General features: G+C 69.1%; 10 protein-coding genes and 2 pseudogenes. 7 read left to right on the top strand and 5 right to left on the bottom strand.

The features are described from left to right. Positions 1-307, bottom strand: a pseudogene (locus J7J50_RS13980) (hypothetical protein); the annotation flags it as partial. 263 nt (positions 308-570) lie between these two features. On the opposite strand from J7J50_RS13980, the gene J7J50_RS13975 reads away from it, so the two are divergent. The 5 genes and pseudogenes from J7J50_RS13975 to J7J50_RS13955 form a co-directional block, all read left to right on the top strand. Next, the gene (locus J7J50_RS13975) at positions 571-936 is read left to right on the top strand and encodes a hypothetical protein (RefSeq protein WP_215059235.1); all 366 of its coding nucleotides are present in this window, start codon (positions 571-573) and stop codon (positions 934-936) included. 105 nt (positions 937-1,041) lie between these two features. Continuing rightward, positions 1,042-2,382: a TolC family protein gene (locus tag J7J50_RS13970; protein WP_215059237.1), complete on the top strand. Its 1,341-nt coding sequence runs from the start codon at positions 1,042-1,044 to the stop codon at positions 2,380-2,382. Continuing rightward, the gene (locus tag J7J50_RS13965) at positions 2,379-3,359 is read left to right on the top strand and encodes an efflux RND transporter periplasmic adaptor subunit (protein ID WP_215059240.1); all 981 of its coding nucleotides are present in this window, start codon (positions 2,379-2,381) and stop codon (positions 3,357-3,359) included. Before J7J50_RS13970 ends, J7J50_RS13965 begins: the two co-directional genes overlap by 4 nt. A gap of 37 nt (positions 3,360-3,396) precedes the next feature. Then, on the top strand, positions 3,397-6,615 hold the full coding sequence (locus J7J50_RS13960) for a CusA/CzcA family heavy metal efflux RND transporter (protein ID WP_215059291.1): 3,219 nt from the start codon (positions 3,397-3,399) through the stop codon (positions 6,613-6,615). Positions 6,616-6,734: 119 nt separating this feature from the next. After that, positions 6,735-7,628 (top strand): annotated as a pseudogene (locus J7J50_RS13955) (cation diffusion facilitator family transporter); the annotation flags it as partial. A 578-nt stretch (positions 7,629-8,206) separates the two neighbouring features. Here the strand turns inward: J7J50_RS13955 and J7J50_RS13950 are convergent. The 3 genes from J7J50_RS13950 to J7J50_RS13940 form a co-directional block, all read right to left on the bottom strand. After that, positions 8,207-8,794 carry a hypothetical protein gene (locus J7J50_RS13950; protein ID WP_215059243.1) on the bottom strand — a complete coding sequence of 196 codons (588 nt, stop codon included), beginning with the start codon at positions 8,792-8,794 and terminating at the stop codon, positions 8,207-8,209. A gap of 10 nt (positions 8,795-8,804) precedes the next feature. After that, positions 8,805-10,997 (bottom strand): xanthine dehydrogenase family protein molybdopterin-binding subunit, encoded by a 2,193-nt coding sequence (locus J7J50_RS13945; RefSeq protein WP_215059245.1) that lies wholly within the window; start codon positions 10,995-10,997, stop codon positions 8,805-8,807. A gap of 64 nt (positions 10,998-11,061) precedes the next feature. Further along, positions 11,062-11,592: a (2Fe-2S)-binding protein gene (locus J7J50_RS13940; protein WP_215059248.1), complete on the bottom strand. Its 531-nt coding sequence runs from the start codon at positions 11,590-11,592 to the stop codon at positions 11,062-11,064. A 349-nt stretch (positions 11,593-11,941) separates the two neighbouring features. Here J7J50_RS13940 and J7J50_RS13935 point away from each other — a divergent pair, with 349 nt between their 5' ends. Both J7J50_RS13935 and J7J50_RS13930 read left to right on the top strand, forming a co-directional pair. Next, positions 11,942-12,958, top strand: coding sequence for an XdhC/CoxI family protein (locus J7J50_RS13935; protein ID WP_251044568.1), 1,017 nt, complete (start codon positions 11,942-11,944; stop codon positions 12,956-12,958). Positions 12,959-12,961: 3 nt separating this feature from the next. Then, positions 12,962-13,573: a nucleotidyltransferase family protein gene (locus J7J50_RS13930; RefSeq protein WP_215059250.1), complete on the top strand. Its 612-nt coding sequence runs from the start codon at positions 12,962-12,964 to the stop codon at positions 13,571-13,573. Positions 13,574-13,943: 370 nt separating this feature from the next. On the opposite strand, the gene J7J50_RS13925 is transcribed toward J7J50_RS13930, so the two are convergent. Further along, on the bottom strand, positions 13,944-14,159 hold the full coding sequence (locus tag J7J50_RS13925) for a hypothetical protein (RefSeq protein WP_057944444.1): 216 nt from the start codon (positions 14,157-14,159) through the stop codon (positions 13,944-13,946). Positions 14,160-14,349: the final 190 nt, after the last annotated feature.

Raw genomic sequence — 14,349 nt, 5'->3', positions numbered from 1 at the left:
AGTCGACCGCGCTGTCGCCGGCCGGAGTGTGGATGCGCTGTTCGCGCAGGGCCTGCGCGGCCCGGGCGCGCAGGCCGTCGGCGTCGAGTTCGGTCAATGCCGGCGGCAACGGCGCGGCCGCTTCCGCCGCGTCGGCCTGAGCCGATGCGGCCGGCGCCGCCCGGGAGGATTCGCCGGAACCGCATCCGGCCAACAACACGCTCAAACCCACGCTCGCGCCGAGCACGACGCGCGCGGATGCGCGCACCGCGGAGCGCGCCCACAGGCCAGCGGCGACGATGCGCGCCGGCTTGGTCACAACCTTCACTGCTCAACCCCCTGTACCGCGAAACTGCGTAATCCGCGCGCAGATTAGGCACAGGATGTGACGCGGGTACTGCATCGCCCTTGCCTATCCTGGTGGACGAAACCGCGTCCATCTGCTGAGCGTCCTGCCGCGCGGCGCGGATTATGGCGGCACCGGCGCGCCGGCGTGATGCGCAATCCGGCCGATGGATGCATGGCGGCACCTGAACGATGCCAGCAAGGCTGAAATTGTATTGCGGCGGCGGCGGCTTCTATCATCGCCGCATGTCCGCTTCGTCCGCCCTCGCCGCTGCCTCGCGCTATCTGGTCTTCGCCGTGTTGATCGCGGTGATGCTGGTCAAGCCGGTGTTGGCGTTCGCCAGCGAGATCGGCGAACTGGCGCCCAGCGCGGCCACGGCGCTGCAGCACGAGGGCGATCGCCACGCCGACGGCCAACCGCAGCACGATCCCGACGGCTGCGGCGACTCGCGATGGCACCTGAGCCATTGCTGCGCGATGCAGGCCGCGTTGCTGCCGCGCATCGACCTGGGCCTGCTCGCGCCGGCCACCGCGCAGGCGCTGCCGGCGCATTCGACCGCGTTCGTGCCGACCCCGACCGTGGTGCCGTTCCGCCCACCCATCTCCGCCTGATCCGCTGCCGGCCCCGGGCCGGCCCGGGCTGACGCCCGTCCTCGCCGTGCGCGTGCCGTCGCTTTGCGACCGCGCCGGCGTCTTCAGCGATCCAGGAGATACCCCATGCGTTTGCGTCCGGCGGCCTTGGCCGCCCTGACGGCTGCGCTGTGCTTTTCGGCACAGGCGCGGCCGCCCCTTGCTCCCGCTTCCCCACCCGGCACGCTCGCTGCGGCGAACGCGTCCGCCGCGCCGCGCGCCGGTTCGGTGTTCACCCTCGACGATGCCTACGCGCGCATCGGCGACAGCCATCCGGACCTGCGTCTGTTCGGCGATCAACGTTCGGTGCTGCAGGCCGAGCGCGACATCGCCGCGCAGAAACCGGCCCTTATCGCCGGCCTGGCGGTGGACAACGTGCTCGGCACCGGCGCCGTCAGCGGTATCAGCGGCGCGGAAATCACTCTGAGCCTGGCCTCGGTGTTCGAACGCGGCGGCAAGCTCGACGCGCGCCGCGCGTTCGCGCAAAGCCGCATCGATGCGCTCGCGGTCGATCGCGAAGGCCGGCGCCTGGACTTGCTGGCCGAAACCGCGCGCCGCTATCTGGCCATCGTCGCCGCGCAGCGCCGCATCGAACTGGCCCAGTTCGACATCGCCCAGCGCAAGCGCAGCGTCGCCGCCGCGCGCCAGCGCCTGGAGGCCGGCGCGTCGCCGGAATCCGGGTTGCTGACCGCGCAGGCCGCGCAGGCGCGCGCCGAGCTGGAACGCAGCCGCGGCGAGCAATCGCTGCTGGCCGCGCGCCAGCATCTGGCCGCATTGTGGGGCGAACGCGATCCCGGCTTCGCCACCGTGGCCGGCGATCCGTATGCGCTGGCGCCGATCCAGGACACCGCCGCGCTGGCGAGCCTGCTCGAACGCACGCCGGAGTTGGCGCGCTTCAACGACGCGCGCCGCATCGGCGAGGCGCGCGTGCGTCTGGCCCAGAGCCAGGCCACGCCCGATCTGAGCTGGCAACTCGGCGTGCGCCGCCTGCAGGACGGCAGCGACATGGCCCTGATCGGCAGCGTCGCCATGCCGCTGGGCGCGCGCGACCGCGCCGAGCCCGGCATTCGCGGCGCGCAGGCGGAACTGACGGTGCTGGAGACCGAACGCGAAGCCAAGGGCATGTCGCTGTACTCGACCCTGGTCGAAGCGCACGGCCGCTACCGGGTCGGCGCGCTGGAAGTGACGCGGCTCAAGGACGACGTGCTGCCGCGCCTGGAACGCGCGGAGAAAGCCGCCGAATACGCCTACCGAGCCGGCGCCATCAGCTATCTGGAACTGGCCATGTTGCAGGCCGAAAGCGTGGCCGTGCGCAAACAGCGCCTGGACACCGCGCTCGACGCGCAACTGGCGCTGATCGAAATCCAGCGTCTCACCGGCGAATCGTTTCTCGCCGCATCGCCCCATCCCGCAGGAGCCCGCCCATGAAGCCCGAATTGTTGATCGCCGCGGGCCTGCTGGCCCTGAGTCTGAGCGCCTGCGGCGGCGCGGACAAGAAACCGGAACAAACCGAAGCGGCCGCGAAGAACATCGAAGGCAATCACGCCGAACCCGGCGCCGGCCACGGCGAAGGCGAGGAAGAGAAAGCCGAAAGCACGGTGATCCGCAATGAGATCGCGCGCCGCTCCGGCATCGGCGTGGCGCCCGCCGGCCCCGGCACGGTCGCCGACGAGCACGAAGTGCAAGGCCTGATCACGCCGCTGGAAGGCCGTGTCGCGCGCATCACCGCGCGCTATCCCGGGCCGGTGCGCTCGCTGCGCGCCAACGTCGGCGACCGCGTCAGCGCCGGGCAAACCCTCGCCACCATCGACAGCAATCTGAGCCTGACCACCTACAGCGTTGCCGCGCCGATCTCCGGCGTGGTGCTGGCGCGCAACGCTTCGGTCGGCGAGGTCGCGGTCGAAGGCACGGCGCTGTTCGAGATCGCCGATCTGTCCACGCTGTGGGTCGATCTGCACGTGTTCGGCGCCGACGCTTCGCATCTGCGTCCGGGCCTGCCGGTCACGGTGATGCGCATGGGCGACGACAACGGCGTGGATACCACGCTCGATCGCATCCTGCCCGGCACCGCCACCGCCAGCCAGAGCACGGTCGCGCGCGCCTCGATCAAGAACGCCGACGGTCTGTGGCGTCCGGGCTCGGCGGTGCGCGCGCGGGTCACCGTGGAACAGCAGCCGGTGGCGCTGGCGGTGCCGCTGACCGCGTTGCAGCGCATGGACGACGGCGATGTCGTGTTCGTGCGCGAAGGCGAGCGCTACAGCGCGCGGCCGGTGAAGCTGGGCCGCCGCGACGCCAAACGCGTGGAAGTGCTCTCGGGACTGAAGGCCGGCGAACAGGTCGTGGTCGAACAGAGCTTCCTGATCAAGGCCGACATCGAAAAAGCCGGGGCCTCGCATGAACACTGAGCGCCGCGCCACCCCTTCCGCCGATGCGAGTCCCGGCGTGCTCGAACGCATCCTGCGCTTCGCCATCCGCCATCGCTGGCTGATGCTCGCGCTGACCCTGGCGCTGATCGCCGTGGGCGTGTGGAGCTTCGGCAAGCTGCCGATCGACGCCACCCCCGACATCACCAACGTGCAGGTGCAGATCAACACCCAGGCGCCCGGCTACTCGCCGCTGGAGGCCGAACAACGGGTGACCTTTCCGATCGAGACCGCGCTGGCGGGCCTGCCCAAACTCGATTACACGCGCTCGCTCTCGCGCTACGGTCTTTCGCAAGTCACCGTGGTGTTCAAGGACGGCACCGACCTGTACTTCGCCCGGCAGCAAGTCGCCGAGCGCCTGCAGCAGGTGAAGTCGCAGATCCCGGCCGGCCTGGAACCCGAACTCGGCCCGACCGCGACCGGCCTGGGCGAGATCTTCATGTACACCGTCGATGCCGATCCCAAGGCGCGCAAGCCCGACGGTTCGGCCTACACCGCGACCGACCTGCGCACGCTGCAGGATTGGGTGATCCGCCCGCAACTGCGCAACACGCCCGGCGTCACCGAGGTCAACACCATCGGCGGCTACGCGCGGCAGATCCACATCACGCCCGACCCGGCGCGGTTGCGCGCGTTGAACCTGACCCAGCGCGACGTGGTCGCCGCGCTGGCGGCCAACAACCAGAACGTCGGCGCCGGTTACATCGAGCGCAACGGCGAGCAGTTCCTGGTGCGGGTGCCGGGACAGATCGCCAAGACCGAAGCGATCGGCGAGATCGTGCTCGACCGCCGCGACGGCGTGCCGATCCGCGTGCGCGACGTGGCCCAGGTCGGCGAAGGCCCGGAACTGCGCAGCGGCGCGGCCACCCAGAATGGCCATGAAGTCGTGCTGGGCACCGTCTTCATGCTGGTCGGTTCCAACAGCCGCGACGTATCGCAAGCCGCAGCGAGCAAACTGCAAGCGGCCAACGCCAGTCTGCCCAAGGGCGTGAGCGCCAACGCCGTGTACGACCGCACCTCGCTGGTCGATCGCACCATCGCCACGGTGTCGAAGAACCTGGTCGAAGGCGCCTTGCTGGTGGTGGCGGTGCTGTTCCTGCTGCTGGGCAATTTTCGCGCCGCGCTGATCACCGCGCTGGTGATTCCGCTGGCGATGCTGTTCACCATCACCGGCATGGTCCGCGGCGGCGTGTCGGGCAATCTGATGAGCCTGGGCGCGCTGGACTTCGGCCTGATCGTGGATGGCGCGGTGATCATCATCGAGAACTGCCTGCGCCGCTTCGGCGAGCAACAGCATCTGCTCGGCCGGCAGATGAGCGATGAAGAGCGCCACGACCTCACCGCCTCGGCCACCGCCGAAGTGATCCGCCCCAGCCTGTTCGGCCTGGGCATCATCACCGCGGTGTATCTGCCGATCTTCGCGCTCAGCGGCATCGAAGGAAAAATGTTCCATCCCATGGCGATCACCGTGGTGCTGGCGCTGACCGGCGCGATGCTGTTGTCGCTGACCTTCGTGCCGGCGGCGGTGGCGATCTTCCTCGGCGGCAAGGTGGCCGAGAAGGAAAACCGCGCCATGGCCTGGATCAAGCGCCGCTACGAGCCGGCGCTGGCCTGGGCGCTGCGCAGCCGCGCGATCGTGGTCGCCGGCACCGCCGCGCTGGTGATCGTCAGCGCCGCGCTGGCCACGCGCATGGGCACCGAGTTCGTCCCCAGCCTGGACGAAGGCGATGTCGCGGTGCAGGCCATGCGCATCCCCGGCACCAGCCTGACCCAGTCGGTGACGATGCAGAAGACGATGGAGCAGGCGTTCATGGCCATGCCCGAAGTCGAACGCGTCTTCAGCAAGATCGGCACCTCCGAAGTCGCCAGCGACCCGATGCCGCCGTCGGTCGCGGACACCTTCCTGATGCTCAAGCCGCGCGAGCGCTGGCCCAATCCGGGCAAGCCCAAGGCGGCGCTGATGGAGGAGATCCAGGCCATCGCCGGCACCCTGCCCGGCAGCAACTTCGAGTTCACCCAGCCGATCCAGATGCGCACCAACGAGTTGATCTCCGGCGTGCGCGCCGATGTCGCGGTCAAGGTCTACGGCGACGATCTGCAGCAGTTGCTAAGGGTCGCGCAGCGCATCGAGGCGGTGGCCAAGCGCGTGCCCGGCGCGGCCGACATCAAGACCGAGCAGGTCACCGGTCTGCCGATGCTGAGCATCGAGCCCGATCCGCGCGCGCTGGCGGTGTACGGCCTCAACCCGGTCGCGGTGCAGGACGCGGTGGCGACCGCGGTCGGCGGCGAGGTCGCCGGGCAGTTGTTCGAAGGCGACCGCCGTTTCGATCTGGTGGTGCGCCTGCCCGAAGGCTTGCGCCAGGACCCGGCCGCGCTGGCCGATCTGCCGATTCCGTTGCCGGCCGCCAGCGGCGATCGCGACGAATCCAGCCGCGACGCCACCTGGCTCGCCGGGGCGCCGCGCACGGTGCCGCTGCGCGAGGTCGCCAAGATCAAATCGGTGCTCGGCCCGAACCAGATCAATCGCGAGAACGGCAAGCGCCGCATCGTGGTGACGGCGAACGTGCGCGATCGCGACCTGGGCGGTTTCGTCGGCGAGTTGCGCCAGCGCATCGATGCGCAAGTGAAACTGCCGGAAGGCTATTGGATCGGCTACGGCGGCACCTTCGAGCAGTTGATCTCGGCCAGCCAGCGTCTGGCGGTCGTGGTGCCGGTGACGTTGGTGCTGATCTTCGCCTTGTTGTTCATGGCCTTCGGTTCGGCCAAGGATGCGGCGATCGTGTTCAGCGGCGTGCCGCTGGCCTTGACCGGCGGGGTGATCGCGCTGGCGCTGCGCGGGATTCCGTTGTCGATCTCGGCCGGCGTGGGCTTTATCGCCTTGTCGGGGGTGGCCGTGCTCAATGGCCTGGTGATGATCGCCTTCATCCGCAAATTGCGCGAACAAGGCGACCCGCTCGACAACGCCATCGTCGATGGCGCGCTCGGCCGTCTGCGGCCGGTGCTGATGACGGCGTTGGTGGCCTCGCTGGGCTTCATCCCGATGGCCTTCAACGTCGGCGCCGGCTCGGAAGTGCAGCGGCCGCTGGCGACGGTGGTGATCGGCGGCATCGTGTCTTCGACCCTGCTGACCTTGCTGGTGCTGCCGGTGCTGTACCGCTGGCTGCATCGCAACGACGCGCAGGAACGCGAGCGCGAACCGGTGCCGCAATCGCCGCCCCAGGCCGCGCCCGCGCACTGACGGCGCGCTTCACGGACCGCCGGCAACGGCGGTCCTCTACCGCGATAGCGCGCCGCTCACGCGCGCTGCGTTTCAATGGGCCGCCGCTGTCGTGGCGGCCCGCAACCGGGAGAATCGACATGGGCAGTGGACACGACCACGGCACCACCGCGATCCGTCACGAGCGTCCGCTGTGGTGGGCGCTGGGCCTGACCGGCGGTTTCCTCATCGCGGAAGTCATCGGCGCCTTCCTCACCAACAGCCTGGCGCTGTTGTCGGACGCCGCGCACATGGGCACCGACACCCTGGCGTTGATGATCGCCTTGACCGCGGTGCGGCTGAGCCGGAAACCGGCCGACGCCAAGCGCAGTTTCGGCTACGTGCGCATGGAAGCGATAGGCGCGATGGCCAACGGCCTGATGCTGTTCGCGGTGGCCGCGTACATCCTGTGGGAAGCGGTCGGACGCTTCAGCCAGCCGCCGCAGATCGCGACCACCGGCATGCTGGTGATCGCATCCCTAGGCCTTGCGGTCAACCTGATCGCGATGCGCCTGCTCAGCGCCGGCAGCGGCGAAAGCCTGAACATGAAAGGCGCCTACCTGGAAGTGTGGAGCGACATGCTCGGCTCGGTGGCGGTGATCGCCGGCGCGATCGTGATCCGCCTGACCGGCTGGACTGTGGTCGATCCGATCCTGGCCGTGCTGATCGGCCTGTGGGTGTTGCCGCGCACCTGGACGCTGCTGCGCGAGGCCGGCAACGTGCTGATGGAAGGCGTGCCGCGCGGCATCGACCTGGATGCAGTGCGTGCGCTGTTGTCCTCGGCCGAGGGCGTCAGCGACGTGCACGATCTGCATGTGTGGTCGCTGGGATCGAGCACGCCGGCGATGACGGCGCATCTGGTCGTCGCACAAGGCGTGGACGGCGAGGCGTTGCGGCGGGAGTTGGCGAAGCTGCTCGATGAGCGCTATGGCATCGAGCATTGCACGCTGCAGATCGAGGCGGCGGCTTGCGGGGATGAGGCTTGCGACAGTCCGCATCCGTGATTCGCGCTTCCCGCCTGCGAAAGTGAAGCGGAACCACGATTGATTCCCTCTCCCGCTTGCGGGAGAGGGCTAGGGTGAGGGGAATGAGCGCCAAAGGCGCGAATGCTTTTGCTCCTTGCGCGTCACCCTCACCCCAACCCCTCTCCCGCAAGCGGGAGAGGGGCTTTCGCCTGTGAAGTGGGACTGACCCCGCTTGATTCCCTCTCCCGCTTGCGGGAGAGGGCTAGGGTGAGGGCAATGAGCGCCGAAGGCGCGAATGCTTTTGCGCCTTGCGCGTCACCCTCACCCCAACCCCTCTCCCGCCAGCGGGAGAGGGGCTTTCGTCCGCGAAACTGGGAACTGGCCACGATTGATTCCCTCTCCCGCTTGCGGGAGAGGGCTAGGGTGAGGGGAATGAGCGCCAAAGGCGCGAATGCTTTTGCTCCTTGCGCGCCACCCTCACCCCAACCCCTCTCCCGCAAGCGGGAGAGGGGCTTTCGTCCGCGAAAGTGGGAACTGGCCACGATCGATTCCCTCTCCCGCCAGCGAGAGAGGGGCTTTATCGCGGGATGTCTTCAGCCACCGCAGCCTCACTGCCTGGGGCAAGGCCCCCCCGCATCCGCCCAAGTCTTGAACGCCTCCACGAACTGCGGATGCGGCACCGGCACCGGTTCGCGCGCGCCGCCCGGCGCCCAGCCCCACAGCACCAGCTTGTCTTCGCTGACGTGCTTGATCAGCGCGGCGAAATCGCGGCCGCCGTTGCTGCTCTTGTCCTTGATCAGCGCGCACAGCTTCGGCGCCGGCAGGCCGATCCAGGCCATCTTGTGCTGCGGCGGCGGCAACTGCCAATGCGGCGCGCCCGGCGGCGCGTTGGCGCCGTAGCTGGCGGGAAGATTGGCTTCGCCGTGGCAGGTCGAACACGGCAGACCGGCCGCGCCCTTGCCTTCGGGCCCACGCACCACGCCCATCGCATGCGGCAGGCCGGCGTCGAACTGCAGCGGGCTGTCGCCGGGGATGTGGCAATTCTGGCAGCGCGGGTGCTGGAACACTTTCTGCACCGTGGCGAACGCGGCGATCGCGCCCGCATCGCTCGGCGGCGCCGGCTTGGAGCCGGCGTTGAACACCGCCAGGATCGGAATCAGGGCCAGCGCCGGCAGGACAAAAGCTAATGCTCGCATCGTCGTCTCCTCAGGCCAGCCGCAGCGGCAGTTCGCGCAGCCGCTGCTTGGTCAGCGCAAACACCGCATTGGCGACCGCGGCGGCGACCGGCGCGGTGCCCGGTTCGCCGGCGCCGCCCATTTCGTCCGCGCTGGTCACGATGTGCACCTCGATCTTCGGCGCTTCGTCCAGGCGCAGCACGCGGTAGTCGTGGTAATTGGATTCCTGCACGCGCCCGTCCTTGAACGTCACCGCGCTGTGCAGCGCCGCGCCCAGGCCGAAGTTGATGCCCGATTCCATTTGCGCGCGCACGCCGTCGGGATTGACCGCCAGACCGCAGTCGATCGCGCAGACGAACCGATCCACGCGGATGCCGCGGCCGCCGCCGGGCACATCGATCAGCGACACTTCCGCGACCTGGGCGATGTAGCTCTTGAACGACTCGTGCACCGCCACGCCGCGCGCGCGGCCCTTGGGCAACTTCGTACCCCAGCCGGATTTCTCCGCGACCAGATTCAAGGCCGCCAGATGGCGCGGATGGTCTTTCAGCAAGCTGCGCCGATACGCCACCGGATCTTGCCCGGCCGCGTGCGCGAGTTCATCGATCAGGCTCTCCATCACGAACGCGTTGTAACTGTGGCCGACCGAGCGCCACCACAGTACCGGAATGCCGGTCCTGGGCGAATGCAGATCGACGCGATGATCCTTCAGGCCCTTGATGTACGGCGAATCGGCCACGCCTTCGACCGAGGTCGCGTCGATGCCGTTCTTGACCATCGCCGATTCGAACGGCGTGCCGCCGATGATCGACTGGCCGACCATCACGTGCTGCCACGCCATCGGCAAGCCCTGCGCGTCTACGCCGATGCGCGCGCGCTGCAGATACATCGGCCGGTAGTAACCGCCGCGCACGTCGTCCTCGCGCGACCACACCGTCTTGACCGGCTTGCCCGCGGCCTTGGCCACGTGCACGGCCTCGCGCACGAAGTCGGAGGTCGGCGTCGCGCGCCGGCCGAAACCGCCGCCGAGGAACATGGTGTGGATCTTCACCCGATCGGGTTTGATCCCGAGGATTTCCGCGGCGATCTTCTGGTCCATGGTCTGGAACTGGGTGCCGGTCCAGATCTCGCAACGGCCGCCTTCGATCTTGACCGTGCAGTTGAGCGGCTCCATCGGCGCGTGCGCCAGATACGGCACGTTGTATTCGGCTTCCAGCGTCTTCGCCGCTTTGCCGAGCGCGCCTTTGACATCGCCGGCCTGGCTGGCGACGGCGCCTTCGGTGGCGGCGAGGCGGCGGAATTCCTCGCGCAGCTTGCCGCTGTCCAGGCCCGCGTTGGGGCCGAGGTCCCAATCGATGACCAAGGCATCGCGACCCTGCTTGGCCGCCCAATAATGATCCGCGATCACCGCCACGCCGCTGGGCACCTGCACCACGTCGCGCACACCCGGCACCGCCTTGGCCTTGCCGGCGTCGAAGGATTTGACCGTGCCGCCGAACACCGGCGCGCGCGCCACCACCGCGGTCATCAAGCCGTCGAACTGCACGTCCATGCCGAACTTGGCGCGGCCGGTGATCTTCTCCGGGCCGTCCAGGCGGCGCGTGGACTTGCCGATGATCGTCCAGTCCTTGGCCTGCTTGAGCGCGGGCGCGGCAGCCGGCGCCGACAGCTTGGCCGCGGCGGCGGCGAGCTCGCCGTAACTGGCGCGCTGATCGCCGGCGATCGCCACGCCCTTCTCGGTGCGCACCTGATCGGCCGGCACGCCGAAGCGCTGCGCCGCGGCCGCGACCAACAGCGCGCGCGCGGTGGCGCCGGCCTGCCGGTAGCGGTCGAACTCGGTCCAGGTGCTGGTCGAGCCGCCGGTCATCTGCATGTGGAACATGGTGTGCGCGTAGGCGTCGTCGGCCGGCGCGTGTTCGACCTTGATCTTCGACCAGTCCGCGTCGAGCTCTTCCGCGATCAACATCGCCAGCCCCGTCCAGATGCCCTGGCCCATTTCCGAATGCGACAACAGCACGGTGACGGTGTCGTCGGCGCCCACGCGCAAGAACGCGTTGGGCACGAAGCCGGCCGATACCGCCGCGGCCTGCGCGGGCGCGGCCTCGGCGAAACGTTTCGCGCCGGGCACGACGAAACCGATCACCAGGCCGCCGCCGATCAAGGCGGTGTTTTTGATGAAGCGACGCCGCGAGGGCGCATCCAGATCAAGGGTGTTCACGGACATCTCCTTGCAAACGCGTGACGGGCGCGGCGCATCGACGCGCCGCCCGGCGTATCGGGTGTCGCGATCAGGCCGTCCGCGCCGGCACGGTCACCGACGGCAACAGCATCGACGGGAGATCGGGCGGCGCGGCGGCGGCCGCATGGCCGGCGCCGAGTTCGGCCGCGCGCTTCACCGCCGCGCGGATGCGCGGGTACGTGCCGCAGCGGCAGATGTTGCCGGACAGGGCCTGATCGATATCGGTATCGCTGGGCGCGGGAATCTTCGCCAGCAACGCCGCCGCGGACATGATCTGCCCGGACTGGCAGTAGCCGCACTGGACCACGTCGATCTCGGCCCAGGCGCGCTGCACCGGATGGCTGCCGTCTTTGGACAGGCCTTCGATGGTGAGGATGTTCTTGCCTTCCACCGTGGACACCGGAGTGACGCAGGCGCGCCGCGGCGCGCCATCGACATGCACGGTGCATGCGCCGCATTGGGCGATGCCGCAGCCGAACTTGGTTCCGGTGAGATGGATCAGATCCCGCAGCGCCCACAGCAGCGGCATGTCGGGCGGCGCATCGATATCGTGCTCGATGCCATTGACGTTGAGCTTCATGCGGATTCCCTGGCGACGGCTGGGGTGCTTCGAGCCTACTCTTGCCGACGCCGCGTCGCCATAACGCGAAGGTCGCGATGTCGGCGTTGCTTGACGGCGATCGCCCGATTCACAGCGCGCGATGCTTGCCGAAAACTCCAGGCGCGCGCGGCCCAATCGACGCCGTCGCGGCGCACCGGCGGCCGCGGGTTTTGTCGATCGCGCTTGCCTGCAGGCATTTTTGGCATGAACACAGACCGTGCGCGCTTGCCCAAAACTGCAGCGCGCCGGCCCGGCTTGTGAACGAGGCGTGCGGCGGTGGCCGCGATCGTTCTAGACTCGGCCCATCCACCGCGCATGGGCGCCGCACATGGCCGACTCGCCGGAACCGTCCTCCGCACCGCGCCTCGCCTCCGGCGGGATGCGCGCGGTGATCGAAACCAGCGCCACCGCCGCCGCGCGCGGCGACCCGGCCACGCTGGCGGTGGTGCTGGAAACCGAAGGCTCCACGTATGTGCGTCCCGGCGCGCTGGCGCTGTTCGGCGCGCGCGAGGGCCAGATCGGCTGGCTCAGCGGCGGCTGCATCGAACCCGACATCGAACTGCGCGCCGCGCAGGCCGCGCAGTCGCAGGGCATCGAGTGGATGGACATCGACACGCGCAGCGACGAAGACCTGTTCGCCGGTTCCGCGGTCGGCTGCCGCGGCCGCCTGCGGCTGGCGCTGCTGCCGCTGGCGGCGTTGCGCGGCTGGCCGGCGCTGATCGACGAATGGCAGCGCGGCCACGGCGATCTGCGCCTGGACATTCGCGGCTCCGGCGCGGTCTCGGCCGCGGTCGGCGAGGAGCGTCTGCGCTGGACCTTGCCGGTCAACACGCCGCCGTGGCCGGCCGATGCGGCGGGCGAATGGAAACTGGAAGTCGCCGCGCCGCCGTCGGTGCTGGTGTTCGGCGGCGGCCCGGAAACGCCGACGCTGTTGCCGCTGCTGCGCACGCTGGGCTGGATGACGACCCTGGTCGAGCGCCGCCCGCGCTGGTGCGGCCTGGGCGCGCTGGCCGATCACGCGCTCGCGCGCAGCCCGGCGCAGGCGCTGGCGACCGCGCGCGCGCACGACGCGGCGCTGGTCATGCACCACCATTTCGAACTCGATCGCGAGGCCCTGGAGCATCTGGCCGAAACCAGCGGCGGCCAGGGCATCGGTTTCGTCGGCCTGCTGGGGCCGACGCGGCGGCGCGAGGACTTGTTCCGGGTGTTGCCGGCCTCGGCGCGCGACTCGCTGCTGCCGCGCCTGCATTCGCCGATCGGCCTGCCGCTGGGCGGCGACGGCCCCGAGGCGATCGCGCTGAGCATCGCCTCGCAGTTGCAGCAGCATCTGCACGGCGGGCACTGAGCGATGGCGCACGTCGCGGTGGTGCTCGCCGCCGGCGCCAGCCGCCGCCTGGGGCGGCCCAAGCAACTGCTGACCCGCGACGGCGAGACCTTGCTGCATCGCGCCGCGCGCTTGGCGCTGGACAGCGGCGCCGCGCGGGTGCTGGTGGTGCTGGGGGCGCGGCACGAAACGATGCGGGCGGCTCTGGCCGACTTGGATGTGACCGTCTCGATCAATGCCGACTGGGAACAGGGGATGGCCAGCAGCCTGCAGGCGGCGGCGCGATCCTTGGCCGAGTTCGACGGATCGGTGCTGGTGCTGGGCTGCGATCAGCCGGCTTTGGAGGCGGCGCATCTGCGCGCCTTGGTCGCGGGCGCGGCGGGGGCTTCGTCAGGGTGCGCGGCCACGTTGCATCGGCAGGCGCTGGGCGTGCCGGCCTTGATCGCGCCGGCGTTGTGGCGCGAGGCGACCGACTTGCAGGGCGATCGAGGGTTCGGCGCGGCGCTGGCGCGGCAGGCGGCGGGGTCGGTTTGGCGGTTGCAGGCGCCGGAGTTGGAGCAGGATCTGGATACGCCTGGGGACGTTGAGGCGGCTATTGTCCGGGGGTGGATTGATTCTGTTTCGGCGGGGGAATGAGGGCTTGAGAGATGGCGCTGGAGTCGCTTATCGAAACCACCAGCCCTGCGCACGCCCTCCCCTACCGTCATTCCCGCGAACGCGGGAATCCAGGGCCTTTCGTGCGAGAACGTTTGAAGCCGCTGGATGTTCGGCTCCGCCGAAGTAAAGCAGAGCCCGCGTTCGCGGGAATGACGAGCAAAAGCGGACGCGCAACTCCCGCTGGCGGACCTCGGCCTTCGAAGCTCGGGGTTCGTAGTCGCGAGGGACGGGGAGAAAAGCAGCCGATTTTTTCGGCTTCGGGGGCTCCGCTTTTGTACACCTCTGCGGTTGGCCCGCGCCGCCCGGCCAGACTCCCTGTCAGCCGGGCGGCGCAAACCGCACGCCGGCCCTAGGGAACCAGCGTGCCAAACACGGGCTGCGAATCGGCATCGTAAATACGCAACCACAGCCCCTTGGGAGCATGCGCGGCGTACTTCCTGGCCTGCGGCAGCACAGACTTCAACGCCGCTTCGGCGCTGCGGTACTCCTGCGTGATCTCGGCAATCGCCACAGCCAGCGCACTGTCGTCGCTGCCATCACGCTGCTTCAGTTCGACGCGAAACATGGGTCATCCTTGTGGAAAGTTCAGCCGGCCCGGTCCGGGGGATGTCCGCCTAAGCGAACCTGTGACTCGGTAGTGCCGTCGGAGCGATCAAAAGATGCTTGTTGCGTGAACAGGAAACCGTCGTCGAAGTCCTCGTAAGCGTGTAGGAATTTTCCTAATCTGATGTGCCAAGCGTCACAGGTTTCAAAAG

Origin of the sequence: Lysobacter sp. ISL-50 (assembly GCF_018612875.1) — a bacterium.
Taxonomy (GTDB): domain Bacteria; phylum Pseudomonadota; class Gammaproteobacteria; order Xanthomonadales; family Xanthomonadaceae; genus Lysobacter.
Note: the sequence above shows the minus strand (reverse complement) of the source record. Positions and strands in the feature narration are given on the sequence as shown.

Bases quoted from the DNA above. Each gene is read 5' to 3' on its own strand.
- J7J50_RS13945 (WP_215059245.1), bottom strand. From the start codon at position 10,997: ATGTCCGTGAACACCCTTGATCTGGATGCGCCCTCGCGGCGTCGCTTC.
- J7J50_RS13950 (WP_215059243.1), bottom strand. From the start codon at position 8,794: ATGCGAGCATTAGCTTTTGTCCTGCCGGCGCTGGCCCTGATTCCGATC.
- J7J50_RS13970 (WP_215059237.1), top strand. From the start codon at position 1,042: ATGCGTTTGCGTCCGGCGGCCTTGGCCGCCCTGACGGCTGCGCTGTGC.
- J7J50_RS13975 (WP_215059235.1), top strand. From the start codon at position 571: ATGTCCGCTTCGTCCGCCCTCGCCGCTGCCTCGCGCTATCTGGTCTTC.
- J7J50_RS13925 (WP_057944444.1), bottom strand. From the start codon at position 14,159: ATGTTTCGCGTCGAACTGAAGCAGCGTGATGGCAGCGACGACAGTGCG.
- J7J50_RS13965 (WP_215059240.1), top strand. From the start codon at position 2,379: ATGAAGCCCGAATTGTTGATCGCCGCGGGCCTGCTGGCCCTGAGTCTG.
- J7J50_RS13930 (WP_215059250.1), top strand. From the start codon at position 12,962: ATGGCGCACGTCGCGGTGGTGCTCGCCGCCGGCGCCAGCCGCCGCCTG.
- J7J50_RS13935 (WP_251044568.1), top strand. From the start codon at position 11,942: ATGGCCGACTCGCCGGAACCGTCCTCCGCACCGCGCCTCGCCTCCGGC.
- J7J50_RS13940 (WP_215059248.1), bottom strand. From the start codon at position 11,592: ATGAAGCTCAACGTCAATGGCATCGAGCACGATATCGATGCGCCGCCC.